This window comes from Methanocaldococcus lauensis, from assembly GCF_902827225.1.
Lineage (GTDB): Archaea > AGJL01 > Methanococci > Methanococcales > Methanocaldococcaceae > Methanocaldococcus > Methanocaldococcus lauensis.
The window spans coordinates 964,279-979,880 of sequence record NZ_LR792632.1 but is presented as its reverse complement, the minus strand read 5'-3'; the positions used below and the strand labels follow the sequence as shown (position 1 = coordinate 979,880).

Below are 15,602 nucleotides of genomic sequence, written 5' to 3'. Positions count from 1 at the left end.
AATATTTTAAAATTAATAAAATAAAATTAAATTGGTGATATTATGAAAATGAAAAAATTTTTATTATTCATTTTCTTTATTTTACCAGTTTGTGTGGCAATAGATATTTCAACAAACATACCTTCTGACGTTAAAGAAGGAGAGATTTTTAATTTAGAGGTTTATGCTAAAAATGTATCTAATTGTGGAGGTTTAGAGTGTGATATTTACCTTTCAGATAACCTCTTAGTTAGTAATGTAACCAGTTATAATGTTGGATCTGATTTAAATTTAACACTAAAAAAGAACAGAAGTGCTACAATACAGTATGCTTTTTTGAATAACCCAAAAAATGAAGATTTTAAAGTTGGTGAATTTAAAATAAAAGCTTTAAAATGTGGAAACGCAACGATAACAATAAAGGCTATCGCGTCAGATAGTGAAGGAAATGCTATTAAAATCCCTCAAAAAACTGTAAATATAAAAATAACCTTTGGAGAGTCTCAAAATGTAGAAAAAAATGTACCATCCTCATTTAATCCAATAATAGTTATATTTGCCGTACTTTTAGTAGGATTGATAGCTTATATTATAATAAAAAATAGTAATGTAAAAATATAAAATAATATTAATTATTAACAATATTTTTTAGGTTTTGTAACTCTTATTTCTATTTTGTCTAATCTTACAATCTAATACCTAAAAATGTTGTTCCAAATGAAGAGATTACTAAATTTAACTTTAATATAGACTACAGAAAATCTCTTAAAAAAATTGGAAATCTTTATTATATGTGAAAATGTAAGTATAGGGGAGTGAAATATTTACATTACTCTCTTGAATAAACCAACCTATTTTTTAGAATTAGTGTTTTTATAGATATTTTTTGACTTTATTCTATCAAGATTTAAATAGGAGAGAATAATAAGATCAAAATTTTTAATATTTAAAATTGTATGATTTTAAAAGTATTATATATTTAAATATTTTGTTTATATTATTTATAATTTATGGGTGATTATGATATGTTAAAAACAGAAAATCTTGCCGTTGGTTATCATAAGAGGATTGTTGTAGATAATGTAGATTTAGAAGTTAAGGAGGGTGAAATTTTAGCAATAATTGGTCCAAACGGTGTAGGAAAATCAACACTATTGAAGTGTATAGCAACATATTTAAAACCGATAAAGGGGGTTGTTTATTTAGATTCAAAAATCATACATAAACTAAAACCATCTGAGTTAGCTAAAAAAATGGCAGTAGTTTTAACAGAAAGAGTTAATCCAGGAAATTTAACAGGATTTGATATAATTGCAATAGGAAGGCATCCATATACTGATTTATTTGGAAGATTATCTGAGAAGGATAAAGAAATCATTATAAATTCTGCGAAGGCAGTTAATGCTCTTCACTTATTAGAAAAAAACTTCCTTGAAATGAGTGATGGGGAAAGACAGAAGATAATGATAGCAAGGGCGTTAGCACAAGAGCCAAAGGTTTTAATTTTAGATGAACCTACATCCTTCTTAGATGCAAGGCACAAGATAGAACTTACTTTGTTGTTGAGAAAATTGGCAACTGAAAATAATTTAGCTATAGTTGTGACTATCCATGATATAGAATTAGCTTTAAGAATTGCCGATAAAATAGCACTAATCAAAGATGGTAAGGTAATTGCTTATGGACATCCAGAAGATGTTATGGACAAAAAAACAGTAAATAATTTATATGACTTAAAGAATGCAAATTTCTCCAAAGAAATTGGTTATTTTGAATTAAAAAATGAAAATATAACAAAGAAAAAAGTTTTTGTTGTTTGTGGTGGAGGTAGTGGGGCAAATGTTTTGAGATATTTAGTTAAGAATGGGTATAAGGTTTATTGTGGGGTCTTACATGAGAATGATATTGATTATATAATAGCTAAAGCAATGGAAGTTGAGATTATTGAAGAGAAAGCATATCAACCAATTTCTGAAGATAATTACAATAAGGCATTAAAATACTTAAAAATGTGTGATGTTGTGATAGATACAAACTTTCCAGTAGGAGAGATGAATAAATTAAACTTAAAACTTATAGAGAATGCCAAAAAAGTTATTAAATTCAATGGAAGCATTAAAGATTTAGAGGCTCAACTATTAAAACATTATCAAAATTTATCTAAAAATTAAAAACTTTATTTATCAAATTTTATAATCTCTTTAACTTTTTTATGTCTTCTAAAATCTAATGAGGTAGTTACATTACTTAAATATTTTTTTGCAATTTCTTTTGCCTTTAAAATCTCTTCGTTTGTTGGTTTTCGTGCATTTAGATTATTGTTAAATGGTGTATATCCAATAATCCTATATTTAACATCCCATCTGCTTAAAAATTTTGCAATATTCTCAATCTCATCGATATCAACAATATTTGGGATTAAAACAGTATCTACCTCAAAATTAAGTTTTTTCTTTGCTAAATATTCTATACATTTTAGGACATTTTTATTTGATTTTCCAGTTAAATATTTGTGTTTTTCATCATCAAATGCCTTCAAATCAACATGTATTTCATCAACAAATAAATCATCAACAATATTTTTTAAATAATATCCGTTTGTTGTTAAAATAACTTTTCTATCTTTACTCTTTAACAATCTTGTAAATTCAGGCAAATCTTTCTGGAGAGTAGGCTCACCACCAGCAATTAAGATAGTATTTACTTTCTTTTTATTACATAGATTATCAATTATTTTGCATAGTTTGTTTGGAGGGATTTCTTTATAACTGTCCATTTTAACAAAACAATTTTTGCATTTAAAATTACATCCGTAACACATAACTGTTATTTTGTCACTAATACTCAAATAACCAATTTTCATAATCTATCACTTATAATTTTTCTATTTTATTCTCTGGAAAAATTATTGCATTGTTTTCACAGCACATATATGAACAGGCGTTGCAGTTAATTATACAGTTGTAGGGATATTTAACAACAACTCTACCATCTTCTATATCATAGACACCTTTAGGGCAAAATTCAACACATTTCTTACAATTTTTGCATTTTTCATAGTCAATCTTTGGAAACCATGGAATTTCTTTTCTTTTCTTTCCACCAAATTCCTCATATTCTATTTCCATTGCCGCATCATAAAGCATTTTATATAATCTTTTATTTGGTTCTCTAACGAGTTTCGTAACTTCTTCATAAGTATCATGTATCTCATTAATTCCTAATTCTTTTGATAATTTTTTAATCTCTAAATTTAAAATCATAAACTCTCTGATTTTCTTTAAAAGTTCTTTTTTCTTCTCCATGTTTTCACCTATTTAAAATTATTTTACTATATTCCAAAAAATTTTTAACATGCATTAATATATAATTTATCAAAATTACTTAATAATTATTTAAAGTAATCTGAATGGTGAAAATTATGATAAAGATAGGGTTTGTTTCAACTGTTGATAGTGATGATTTGGTTTTTGAAGAGGCATATAAGGAGGTAAAAAAGTATGGGGTTGAATTTAAAATATTAGATTATAAATGTAGTGAGAAAGAATTTAGAGATTTCTTGGAATTTATTAAAGATGCCAACATTGTATTTACAAAACTCATGGGAGGAAAAAGTGCCTTTAAATATTTTGATGAATTAAAGGCATTTGTTGATAAACATAACATTCCCTTCCTTCCTCTACCCACTCTAAATGAGGTTCATCCTGACTTGGATGAGGCAACAACTGTAAGTGAGGAAGTTAAGTTAAAGGTTATCAAATATTTGGGTTACGAAGGTGTTGAAAATTACAAAAACCTCTTATTATACTTAGCTAATAAGTTTGGAGATAAAAACATCCCCTATGAGGAACCAAAACCCATGCCATGGCAAGGAATTTATTACAAAAACAAATACTTTGAAACTTTAGATGATTATTTGAATTATTTAAAAGAAATTGGAAAAGATATAAATGGCAAACCAATAATTGGAGTTTTATTTTATAGAAATTGGTTTATTGCAAATAATATCGATTATCTCAACGATTTAATTCAAATTATTGAAAATAAAGGAGCTATTCCTTTAACTGTATTTACATCCCATTTAAAAAATGAATTAGGGGCTATTGGGACATTGGAAGTCTTTAAAAAATTTTTCTATAAAGATGGGAAGCCATTCATTCATGTCTTAATAAACACAACCATGTTTACCTTATCTATGGGAGTAAAAGCAGATATCTTAAAAGATGAACCAGAATTTTTAAAAAAATTAAATGTTCCAATTTTGCAGGGAATTGTAAGTACAGGATTTATTGAAGATTGGGAAAAATCAATATCTGGAATTAATCCTATTGACTTAGTTATTGGAATGGCTATGCCTGAATTTGATGGGGCAATAATACATTTCCCAATAGGTGGAAAGAAAAAGGTTAAGGATGGAGATGTTGGAGTTCCAATTATAAAATACAAATCAATAAATGATAGAGCTGAGAAGATTATTGATTTAGCTATAAGATATGCAAATTTAAAGTTAAAACCAAACAATGAAAAAAGGATAGCAATAATTTTCCACAACTACCCACCAAGAAATGATAAAATTGCAAGTGCCTTTGGATTGGATAGCCCAGAAAGTGTTTTAAATATATTAAAAGAGTTAAAGAAGAGGGGTTTTGTCGTTGATGAGTTATATGAAAATGGAACTGAATTAATTAAAAAAATGCTAAATTATGCAACAAATGATAAGAGATTTTTGACAGAAGAGGTTATAAAAAAGGCTGTAGGGAAAGTTAAAAAGGAGGATTATGAAAAATGGTTCAACTCATTATCTGAGAAAGTAAAGAAAGAATTAATAAAAAATTGGGGGGCAATTCCTGGGGAAGTTATGAACTTTGATGGAGAATTAATAATTCCAGGAATAATAAATGGAAATATCTTCATCTCTGTTCAACCTCCAAGAGGCTTCGGAGAAAATCCCTCTGCAATTTATCATTCTCCAGATATGCCACCAACACACTACTATATTGCCTTTTATAAATGGATTAAGGATGTTTTTAAAGCAGATGCAGTAATGCATATAGGGAAACATGGGAGTTTAGAATGGCTTCCAGGAAAGGGAGCAGGTTTATCAAGAGATTGCTATCCAGATATTTGTATGGAACTTCCTAATGTATATCCATTTATTGTAAATAATCCAGGAGAGGGAACGCAGGCAAAGAGGAGGAGTTATGCAACAATAATAAGCCACTTAATTCCTCCAATGACGACATCTGATTTGTATGGGGAGTTGGCTGAGTTAGAAAGAGAGATAGATGAATATTATGAAGCAGATAATAAAGAAAAGAAGAACTTTTTAAAGAAAAATATTATAAATAAAATTAAAGAATTGAAGTTGGATGAAGATTTAATGGATGGAAAAGTTACAAATGAGAATATTAATGAGGAGAATTTTGAAAATCTTTTAAATAAAATTCACGATTACTTAGAGGAGTTAAAGAATAGGCAAATAAATGAAGGATTGCATATAATGGGAGTTCCTTTAGATGGGGATAAATTAGTTAATATGCTCTTTATGATTATTAGATACCAGTTCAATTATTTAGAAAAATTAGCAGAGATTTTGGAATATGATTGGAATAAATTAAATGAGGAGAAAGGGAAGAATCACAAAATTATTGATAAAATAAACGAAATTGGATTAAAGTTATTGAAGGAGTATATGGAATACAACTTTGATGAGAACAAAATTAATGAGTTAAAAACAATAAAAATTAATTCTGAATTAATGGAGATTTTAAAAACCGTTTCAAAAATATATAGAAATTTAATGAGAGTAAATGAAGAGATTGAAAATGCTGTAAATGCCTTAGAAGGAAAATATATCCCTCCAAGATTAGCAGGGGCTCCAACAAAGGATATAAACTGTCTTCCTACAGGAAGGAACTTTTATTCATGCAATCCTCAGGAGATTCCTACAAAATCTGCCTATGAGATGGGAAAGAGATTGGCTGATGATTTACTTAAAAAATATTTAGAAGAAGAAGGCAAATATCCAGAATATGTGGGAATTATCGTTTGGGGTTCCCCCACAATGAGGACAAAAGGAGATGATATTGGAGAAATTCTATATTTATTAGGAGTTAAACCAGTTTGGAATACGATGGGTAGAGTTGTTGGTATAGAAGTTATACCATTAGAAGAATTAGGAAGACCAAGAATTGATGTAACTCTAAGGATTAGTGGCTTGTTTAGAGATACTTTTCCACAAGTTATTGACTTAATCGATGAGGCAATAAGGACTGTTGCTAATTTAGATGAGCCAGATGAGATGAATTATGTAAAAAAACACTATAAACAGGAGGTTGAAGAAAAGATAAAGAGAGGTATGGATGAAAAAACAGCAAAGGAAACTTCCCTATATAGAATATTTGGATGCAAGCCAGGAACTTATGGAGCTGGAGTTGCTGATTTATTGACAGAGAAAAATTGGAAATCTTTGGAAGATTTGGCAAAGGTTTATGTTGAATGGGGAGGTTATGTTTATGGAAAAGGTATTTATGGTGTTGAAGCAAAGGAAGAATTTATTAATAGGCTTTCAAAGATTGAATTAACAGTTAAAAATGAAGATAGCCAAGAATGGGACATTTTTGAGGGAGATGACTTCAACAGTTATCACGGAGGAATGATTGCAGCAGTAACTTATTATTCTGGCAAGCAACCAAAGAGCTATATTGGAGATACATCAAATCCAAATAAAATTAAGACAAAACATTTGAAAGAGGAAGGAAAACAAATATTTAGAACAAAAATTATGAATCCAAAGTGGATTGAAGGTATGAAGAAACATGGATATAAAGGGGCGAGTGATTTCTCAAAGTATATTGACCATATGTTCCAATGGGATGCAACATCAAACATAATAGATGACTGGATGTATCAGAAAATTGCTGAGAAGTATGTTTTTGATAAGGAAATGGAAGAGTTCTTTAAAGAAAATAATCCTTATGCCTTATTGAATATAACTGAAAGGTTATTGGAAGCGATAGAAAGAAGATTGTGGAAAGCAGATGAAGAGACAAAAGAAAAGTTAAGAAAGAAATACTTAGAAATTGAGGGAATGATTGAAGAGAGACTTTAATTTTAATTTTTTGAGAATTTTATAACTGTTTAGTAATACTAATTTATATTTTTATATTACTTTTAGTAACATTTATAAAGATAAATCATAAATTATATACAATAATTTTTATTATATTATTACACAACTATGTTAGTAATGAGGTTGAAAGTAATGGTTAAAAAAATATTATTAACCTTTATGATACTATTAACGCCAGCAGTATTTGGAGAAAATGTTGGAGATATAAATGGTGATGGTTCAATAAATATCGCAGATGTTGTATATTTGTTTAAGCATTTAAGAGATGTAGGAATAGAAAAAGGAGATTTAAACTGTGATGACTCCGTAGATATCGCAGATGTCGTATATTTATTTAACAATATTCAACAATGGAGTCAACCTGTAGTCTTTGCTAAAAACTTTGAAATAGAATACTATGATGCTAATGGAAATCCTGTAGGTTATAATGACAATTGGGCGTATAAAATTGTAACAACAAAATATGGAAATGCTGTTTATAATAAATACTGTATTCTAAGGAAAGGAGATAAACCATCAAGTAATTTACCTTCCGATGTAAAAGTTATACATACTCCTGTAAAAAAAGTAGCTACATTAAGTGCGATCCAAGTAGCAATGCTCGAGGCTTTAAACGATGATAATGTAAAAAAATCCATAAGAGGAGTATCTAAATCCATATACAAAAAAATAAAAGATTACGGTGTATTTCCTGATTTAAGGCCATATATCGATAATGGAAATATTGTTTCAATAGGAACATGGAGTTCAATTGATAAAGATGTTTTATTAAGTATAAGTCCAGATATTGTTTTTATCCCATGGACACATGGTTATTTAGTTGAGGATATTAATACAGTAAGTGATTTAGGCTTAAATTACCTCGTAACCGTTGAATCAAATGAACCAACATTCCTTGGAAAAGCAGAATGGGCAAAAGTATATGCGGCATTTTATAACTTAGATGATAAAGGAAATGATTTCTTACAGAAAGTTTGGAAAAAGAGAAATGATCTTATAAGAATAACAAGAAACGCTGACTATAGACCAAAAGTAGCAATGCTCTACTGGTCACCATACTCTGGACCTTGGGTATATTGTGCCCAAAACTGCTATGCAAAATTGGTTACAGAGTTTAAAGGAGATTATATGTTTAAAGATATTCCAGGAACATCTTATGTTAATCTTGACAAAGAAACAACATTAGAACATTTACAGGGTTGTGAAGTATTCATCTATATGAACTGGAACTCATTAAAAGAGCCAATGGACACACTTGAGGAATTAAAGGAAAAAAGACCTGACTTAGCTCCTATATTAGATCATGCAAAGAGAGTGTATGTATCTAAATATAACTACGCATATGATGGATATGTAAATATGGACTTACTAATGGAAGATTTTGCAAGAATGATTCATCCAGAATGCTTTGATGGAGGAGATAGCGAATTACACTACTTCAAGAAGTTGAAATAATAAAAATAAAAAATTTTTTAATGGAACTTTGGCTGTAATGAACATCTTATTGGTAATGGTAATGGTCTATATGGGTATCCAGTAGTTTCTTTTTTGATTCTTTCAATCAACTCATCTAATGTCATCTTCTCTTTATAAGGCTTTTTTAAAGTAGATTTTTCTCTAATTGTTACTGTTAATTTGCCAGATTCCATTTCTTCATCTCCAATAACCACAACGTAAGGAATCCATTCTCTTCCTGCATTTCTAATCTTTTTGTTTACCCTATCTTCTCTATCATCAAAATCTGCTCTAATATTATTTTCTCTCAGCTTTTCAGCAACTTTTAAAGCATAGTCATAATGTCTATCAGCTACTGGAATAACTCTAACTTGTATAGGGGAGAGCCATATAGGAAGAGTTGGAGCTTTTCCTTCTTTAGCTTCTATAGCTGCTTTTTCTAACAAACCACATAAAACTCTCTCAATTGAGCCAGTAGGAGAGCAGTGCAATATTATTGGATAAATTTCTCCTTCATTTGTATGCACTTTTATGTCAAATCTTTTAGCACTTTCAACATCTATTTGGACAGTTGGATTTTCAATAGGTCTTCCTAAGCTATCTATTACAGCAATATCTACCTTACCAACCCAATAGTGTTTTCTCTTAGGAAGAATTTCTAAGATAACATCTTTCCCATATTTATTTTTGTATTCTTTAGCTATCTTAAAGAACCAATCTCTATGCTCATCAAAGAAATCTTTTGTGAATCTAAAGATTACTGAATAACTTAGCTTTAAATCATCTCCTGTCTTTAAACACTCCCAAAATTGTTTTTCAAACTCTTCCATAGCCTGTTTTAAATCTAAGCAAACAGTGTGCATATCTGGCATTGTAAATGCTCTCAACCTCTTTAAACCTACTAATTCTCCTCTTTGTTCATATCTAAAGCTGTATGTTGATAGCTCATAAAGTTTTAAAGGCAAATATCTTGGCAACAAATACATGTCTTTTTTCATCATAAACTGCCCAAAACATGCCGCAAATCTTAACATTAACTCCCTATTTCCTTGTCTAAACCTATACTGCCTCTCACCAAATTTATCAGCGTGTTCTCTAATAGCAGGATTTCCTAAATCATACATAATTGGTGTTTCTACTGGCATAGCTCCTAATCTAACTACCATGTTATAGACATAATCTGCTAATAAATCTCTAATCAACTTACCTTTTGGATACCATCTAAAGTGTCCAGGGTCTGATGCCTCTTCATAACTGCAGATATCCTTTTCTTTTATAAACTTTACATGTGGTGGTTCTTCTCTTTCTTTATTTTCTTTAATTCCCAATTCATGTTTAGCTAAGGCTAAAAGCTCTTCATCTTTGATTATATTAATATTTTCTTCATTTAACTCAACAGCTTCTTCTGTTTCTGGATTTAATAAATAAAACTTAGATTCTTCTCCTTTCTCTTTCTTCTCTTCCTTAGCTACAATCTTTCTTGATAACTCACTTAATGGATGTCCTTTACAACTAATTTTAAATGCTTTATACCATCCAAATGGTGCCCTTAACACATTATAGCCCTTTTCTTTCAAAATATTTTCAATATCTTTCAAAACCTTTATAGCTGTTTCAGGTGAAGATAATTCACTTGATAAATGGGCATATGGATAGACAACAATATTATTAACTTTTAACTGATTAGCAACTTTCTCAATCTCTTCTACAGCCCCTATAGCAGTTCCTTTTGGGTTATTTTCATCCTCTCTCTCCACTGCAATAAAGCACGCTAAACACTCATCTAATTTACCTTTTAAATTCTCAGTTTCTTCTGCAATTTTAGTTTTTTGTTTTGCCTCAAACTCTAAATAATCAGAGTGGATTAATAGCATCTTCATCTTATCCCTCAATTAACTTTTAAATAAAGATAATTATAAAAGAATGTATTAAATATTTTTGCTAGGTTATACATTAAATATTTATTAACAATAATTGGTGTTAGTTATGGGGCATTTAACTCTTAAAGATGCTGTATTTTTAACAATAACTTCTATTGTTGGTGGAGGGATTTTTGTTTTATCTCCTTTGACATATATGATGTTTGGGAAATCTATAGTATGGGGTTGGATTTTCCTAATATTTGTATCTTTAATTATGGCTTCTCCTTTTGCTTATGCTTCAACAAAGATAAGTGAGAGTGGAGGAGTTTATAAGTTTATAATAAAAATTTTAGGGAGGAAGATTGGAGTTTTTTCAGCATATATACTGTGGCTCTCTGGAGTTTTTGCCTTATCTGGAGTTGTATCATTCTTTGAGATAATTTTTAATACTGTGTTTAATGTTCATTATGTTGGATTGCTCTTAATTATTGTTTTAACAGCTTTAATATTGGGTGGATTAAAAATTGTAGGAAACTTTGTTAGAATCTTTGGGATTTTAACGATAACGATTATTTTATATATAGTATTTTCAAACGGCATAAAAATTGATAACTTTGGAGAGTTCAATTTAAAAAATGCCATTCTAACAATTTATTTTGGATTATGGACAGCTACTGGCTGGGAAGGCATAACAATGCCATTATCTGCATTTAAAAATCAAAAAGCTATAGCTTATGGGCTTTTAATAGGAACTTTTATTATTGGAATTCTTTATTTATTGTTTTCCTTAACTGTAATATCTTTAAATGTAAAAACAAACAACTTGAATGAGATATTAAAGTTATTAATTGGGGATAACTTATTTTTATTGGTTGGGGTATTGATAATTATATCAAGCTGTGCATTTAGCGTTTTATTTACATTATCTTATATGCCTTACGGAATGGGAAAGGATAAAATATTTCCTCAAATATTTACAAAATTGAGAAGAGATATTCCATATTATGGAGTTATCTTAAATACACTATTGGTTATAATTCTATTAATTTTTGATGCAAAAACATTGGTAGATATGAGCATGTTTTTTACATTAATAGCTTATTTTTTGCTTTATTTATCTGTATTTAAAGAATCTTCAGGAAAAATAAAAATCATCTCATTACTTTCTCTATTAATATCTGGGATGCTAATATCGTTTAGAGTTTATGACATTATATTAGTGTTATTATAAAATGAACTAATTGTGTTAAAAATGAATTTATGTATTCAATACATCTTTTAAGATTTTAATTTTATCGTATAGTTCTCTTGAATTTCTAATATCATCGGTAGTAGATACGATTAATAATTTGTCATTTTCCTCAAATACCTTCTTAAAATTCTCAGTATCAATATCTCTAATTTTTATTATATAAAAACCATTATTTTCATATACTTTTAGTTTTTCTTCAGCATTTTTCTTATATTCTTCATTATCCATCATTCCTAAATGTTCCCAGAGTATTATTTTATCTTCTTTATTATTTATCATAAAATCAGGTATAAGGTTCTCATAAGGAATCTCATATTTATAGTCAATGCCTTCGTAATATAATAAATTAGCAATTAAACATTCTTGCCAACTTCTAACAATATCTCCTTTTAACGTTATAATCCTCAAATCTTCTGGATAATGTCTTGGGTCTATTGGAGAATTGAATAGTATTGAATATCTTCCAATAACTTCAGAATATTTTCCAGCATTAAATAAAGAGTCTAAACTATCTGTAATTATATATAATTTCTTTTTAGCTCTCGTTATAGCAGTATATATAAGTTCTTTTGAGATGTTGCTATATTTTGGTAGGACAAATATAACATTCTCAAACTCACTTCCCTGTGATTTATGGGTTGTTATTGCATAAGCATATTCAAGTTTTTCAGTATTCAGTAAAAATTTATTTTTTAAATTTTTCATTAGTTCTTCTTTATTTTTATATCTAAGTGATTTATAGTTTCTCTTTAAATAGTTTATTAATTTCTCTTTAGTATTTTTGCTTATTCCTATATAGGCTTGGACTGTTGGAAAATAAAACTTCACGACTCTATCCTTATATCTTGTAAAACTTACATATCCCATCATTCCATTAAAAACTCCATGGTTAGAAATAGACATTTGTCTCTTATAATCCCAAACATCTAAATTCCAAATATTTTCTGTTTGTATTACCTTATCAGCATAGCCCCAACCACAAGTAAATTGATACCTTATAAAATAATTCCTAATAGATTCATTTATATATTTTGAGTCATCTCTAATCCACTGATTAATCCAATAAGAACTCAAGAAACCTCTATTTTTTGTATAGGTTAAAATTTGGGCTTTATCATAATATACAAAACATTTAAAGAAATCTCTATAATTATCAGGATTTCCTCCATAGTCTCTTATTATTTCATCAATGGCATATTCTAAAGCTTTAGCTTTTTGTGAATTATCTTTCCAAATTAAGACAGTTATTCTTTCTATACCTTTCTCATCTTTAAGGGAATATTTTGTAAATCCATTCATTACCTCTTCCGATAATTTCAATTCCTTAATAATTTTGTATTTACTCTCTTTATTAATGTTTAAGAATAATTCAGAGAATTCAACAATTTTCCTTGACTCTGCTCTTAAACATATTTTAAGTTCAGCAATGTATTGTTTATCTTTATTTTCTTTCCTTTTTAAGTATTGATATAAATCAAAGAATGGTTTTCCAGCTTCTACAGGTGGAAGTTGATTTACATCCCCTATAAATATAATTCTTTTTAATTTTCCTAAATCTATACATTGTAATAGCTTATAGAGAAGTTCTGTTCCTACCATTGAAGCCTCATCTATTATTAAGATATCTACATCTTTTTTAGTTGTTATTTCAAACTCTTTATATTCCCAATCAAATCTACTACAATCTTTTATAAATTTATGGATTGTTGTTGGGCTTTTTATACATTTATATTTATTTATAATATCTTCAAGAGCATCTTTAACTCTAACTCCTGCTTTTCCTGTTGGAGTTAGAATAACAATATCTTTAGGATTTTCTTTCTCACAGATAATATCTAACAATACTTTAATTACTGTTGTTTTTCCTGTGCCTGCAGGACCTGTTAATATAGAGCATCCATTTTCTAACAATGTTTTTATAGCCTTTGATTGGTCTTTAATCGCTTCTTTATATAACTCTTTGGGTATATTAATAGATTTTTTTTCCTTTAATTTTTTTAGTTTTTCTTTTATCTCTTCTTCACAGATTTCAACATTCCAATATTTTCCTAACATTTTATTAATTTTCTCCTCAATATACACTTCCATTTTTCTAATATCTTTTAATGCAAATAATTTTATGTTATAGGTTCTATCAAGTTCATCTTTAAAGGTTGTCTTATCTATCCAAATTTTCTCTTTAATGTAATCTTCATGCTTATCAATCAACTCTAAAAATCTATCAAAATCTAATCTAACTTTTTCAGAAATATATTTGTTTATTTCATTATAATAATATTTTAAGTCCTTTTTAACGGAAGGTAAATCTTTTGGAGCTAAAGGTAAGACGGTATGACCATCTAATAAAGCTTTTTTTAATATAGCAATAAGTAAAGCTCTTATTCTATGCTTATTTATAATATCAAAATTATCCTCACCTAATCTTCTTCTTTCCCAACTATCAAGTTCCCAAAAACTTATATCTAAAAACAATTGTTCTTTTGGTTTTAACTCTTCATAAAGTAAATATGGATTGTCTAAAACTTTTTCTATATTGATAAATCCTTTATCATGTTGTTTAAAAATTTCTTCAATTTGTGATTTAGTTAATGAATAGTATGGGATGTAGTTTAATAAAAAATCATGTTTTGAGTTTGATAGTTTATTAAAATTATTTAAAACCATTCTATCAATTTTCCAGTTAGGATTAGGTTTATTTTCTTTCAAATATTCTTTAACTTCGTTATACATTTCATCTTCTTTTCCATTTTTAACAGCATCGATATACATAGAAATGGCTTCTTCTACTCCACAAAATCTCAAAACTGAAGGTAATGATGGATACTTAATTTTTAATTTTTTTAATTCATCTAATTGCTTTTTAATTCTTTCTTCATATTTTTCAATTTCTATATTCCTAAACTCTTTTAACTTCTTTTTTAATTTTTCATGTTCTTCCATTAAATTTTTGATATTTTTTATAATTTCTAACGCTTTTTCTAAGATAATACATGAGAATTCATTTGGTAGGAAATTTGTAGTATATAAAAATGATTTTTTCAATTCGTTTGGAATATCTAATATTAATTCTTCAGGAATATTCTCATATCCAAAGTATTCTCCTAATTCCTGATAAGGAATTATAAAGATTATATCCTCAGGGTCAAACTCAATAGAAATATATGGATATATCTTTCTATAATCCTTATCTTTAAAATCTTTAAAGAGTGATTTATAAAACTCTTCATTATTTAGTTTGTTAAAATTTTGCTCTTCAATTTCTTTAGATATAACTTTTTTATTTTTATTAAGGTTACATTCAACAACCAATTTTTTTACTTTTGGTTTAACACATGCTACTAATAATTTATCATCAATAACAGGATTTTCTCTACAATATAAAAAGCATAATGCGTCATTGTTGTAGTAAAAATTAAACCAGTAATCTAAAAAAATATCTTTTAATACATCAATTTTCTTATTCACAGTCCATCCATAAACCATACTGTTAAATTTGTATTGATAGAATAAATTTATTTCATTACCACATGCGTCCCATTTTTTACCATTATATTCAACTTCATTTGCTATTTTTCCAGCATTATTTTCACATTTAATTTTTTCAATAGGTTTGTTTCCATATTGTAATCCAAATTTACCTTTTTTAATATATCTAAAACTCTCACAGTATTTGTTTGCTTTAGGATTTCTACAGATTTTACCATTCCAACCACTATCATGCCATGCTATTAATGTGGTGAGATGCATAAAATCCCTCCACTCTGTTTGCGATATTTATGATTTATTTTATTTATTTTGCTATTTTATTGTAGAAATATTTAGTTTTATATATTTTGTGGTTATTAATATCTGGGATGCTAATATCGTTTAGAGTTTATAACTTCATAGAAAAAATTTTTCTATAAAAATTTTTATAATATCT

The 15,602-nt window shown here is 28.0% G+C and carries 9 protein-coding genes; 5 read left to right on the top strand and 4 right to left on the bottom strand.

Annotated elements, in window-relative coordinates; translation table 11 throughout:
* Positions 1 to 42 precede the first annotated feature (42 nt).
* Together KMP69_RS05330 and KMP69_RS05325 are read left to right on the top strand one after the other, a co-directional pair.
* A complete protein-coding gene (locus KMP69_RS05330; protein WP_250543579.1) occupies positions 43 to 600 on the top strand; it encodes a hypothetical protein in 558 nt (185 codons plus the stop codon).
* Positions 601 to 1,004: 404 nt separating this feature from the next.
* Positions 1,005 to 2,150: an ABC transporter ATP-binding protein gene (locus KMP69_RS05325; protein WP_214399435.1), complete on the top strand. Its 1,146-nt coding sequence runs from the start codon at positions 1,005 to 1,007 to the stop codon at positions 2,148 to 2,150.
* Between the two features lie 5 nt (positions 2,151 to 2,155).
* Here the strand turns inward: KMP69_RS05325 and KMP69_RS05320 are convergent, their stop codons facing one another.
* Positions 2,156 to 2,842: a radical SAM protein gene (locus KMP69_RS05320; RefSeq protein WP_214399434.1), complete on the bottom strand. Its 687-nt coding sequence runs from the start codon at positions 2,840 to 2,842 to the stop codon at positions 2,156 to 2,158.
* A gap of 10 nt (positions 2,843 to 2,852) precedes the next feature.
* The gene (locus tag KMP69_RS05315) at positions 2,853 to 3,284 is read right to left on the bottom strand and encodes an ATP-binding protein (protein ID WP_214399433.1); all 432 of its coding nucleotides are present in this window, start codon (positions 3,282 to 3,284) and stop codon (positions 2,853 to 2,855) included.
* Positions 3,285 to 3,400: 116 nt separating this feature from the next.
* On the opposite strand from KMP69_RS05315, the gene cobN reads away from it, so the two are divergent.
* Both cobN and KMP69_RS05305 read left to right on the top strand, forming a co-directional pair.
* Positions 3,401 to 7,090, top strand: coding sequence for a cobaltochelatase subunit CobN (gene cobN / locus KMP69_RS05310; RefSeq protein ID WP_214399432.1), 3,690 nt, complete (start codon positions 3,401 to 3,403; stop codon positions 7,088 to 7,090).
* Positions 7,091 to 7,219: 129 nt separating this feature from the next.
* Entirely contained in the window at positions 7,220 to 8,566 is a 1,347-nt protein-coding gene (locus KMP69_RS05305) for an ABC transporter substrate-binding protein (RefSeq protein WP_250543578.1), read from the top strand.
* Positions 8,567 to 8,583: 17 nt separating this feature from the next.
* Here KMP69_RS05305 and KMP69_RS05300 read toward each other — a convergent pair whose 3' ends face one another.
* Positions 8,584 to 10,446 carry a threonine--tRNA ligase gene (locus tag KMP69_RS05300; protein ID WP_214399431.1) on the bottom strand — a complete coding sequence of 621 codons (1,863 nt, stop codon included), beginning with the start codon at positions 10,444 to 10,446 and terminating at the stop codon, positions 8,584 to 8,586.
* Between the two features lie 106 nt (positions 10,447 to 10,552).
* Between KMP69_RS05300 and KMP69_RS05295 the strand changes: the two genes are divergently transcribed.
* Complete coding sequence (locus KMP69_RS05295) at positions 10,553 to 11,659, top strand: APC family permease (RefSeq protein WP_214399430.1); 1,107 nt, start codon at positions 10,553 to 10,555, stop codon at positions 11,657 to 11,659.
* Between the two features lie 27 nt (positions 11,660 to 11,686).
* Here the strand turns inward: KMP69_RS05295 and KMP69_RS05290 are convergent, their stop codons facing one another.
* Positions 11,687 to 15,427: an AAA family ATPase gene (locus KMP69_RS05290; protein WP_214399429.1), complete on the bottom strand. Its 3,741-nt coding sequence runs from the start codon at positions 15,425 to 15,427 to the stop codon at positions 11,687 to 11,689.
* Positions 15,428 to 15,602 lie beyond the last annotated feature (175 nt).

What these genes read in the sequence shown, in the direction of transcription:
- KMP69_RS05315 (WP_214399433.1), bottom strand. Translation starts at nt 3,284, where the DNA reads ATGGAGAAGAAAAAAGAACTTTTAAAGAAAATCAGAGAGTTTATGATT.
- KMP69_RS05290 (WP_214399429.1), bottom strand. Translation starts at nt 15,427, where the DNA reads ATGCATCTCACCACATTAATAGCATGGCATGATAGTGGTTGGAATGGT.
- cobN (WP_214399432.1), top strand. Translation starts at nt 3,401, where the DNA reads ATGATAAAGATAGGGTTTGTTTCAACTGTTGATAGTGATGATTTGGTT.
- KMP69_RS05320 (WP_214399434.1), bottom strand. Translation starts at nt 2,842, where the DNA reads ATGAAAATTGGTTATTTGAGTATTAGTGACAAAATAACAGTTATGTGT.
- KMP69_RS05305 (WP_250543578.1), top strand. Translation starts at nt 7,220, where the DNA reads ATGTTAGTAATGAGGTTGAAAGTAATGGTTAAAAAAATATTATTAACC.
- KMP69_RS05300 (WP_214399431.1), bottom strand. Translation starts at nt 10,446, where the DNA reads ATGAAGATGCTATTAATCCACTCTGATTATTTAGAGTTTGAGGCAAAA.
- KMP69_RS05330 (WP_250543579.1), top strand. Translation starts at nt 43, where the DNA reads ATGAAAATGAAAAAATTTTTATTATTCATTTTCTTTATTTTACCAGTT.
- KMP69_RS05325 (WP_214399435.1), top strand. Translation starts at nt 1,005, where the DNA reads ATGTTAAAAACAGAAAATCTTGCCGTTGGTTATCATAAGAGGATTGTT.
- KMP69_RS05295 (WP_214399430.1), top strand. Translation starts at nt 10,553, where the DNA reads ATGGGGCATTTAACTCTTAAAGATGCTGTATTTTTAACAATAACTTCT.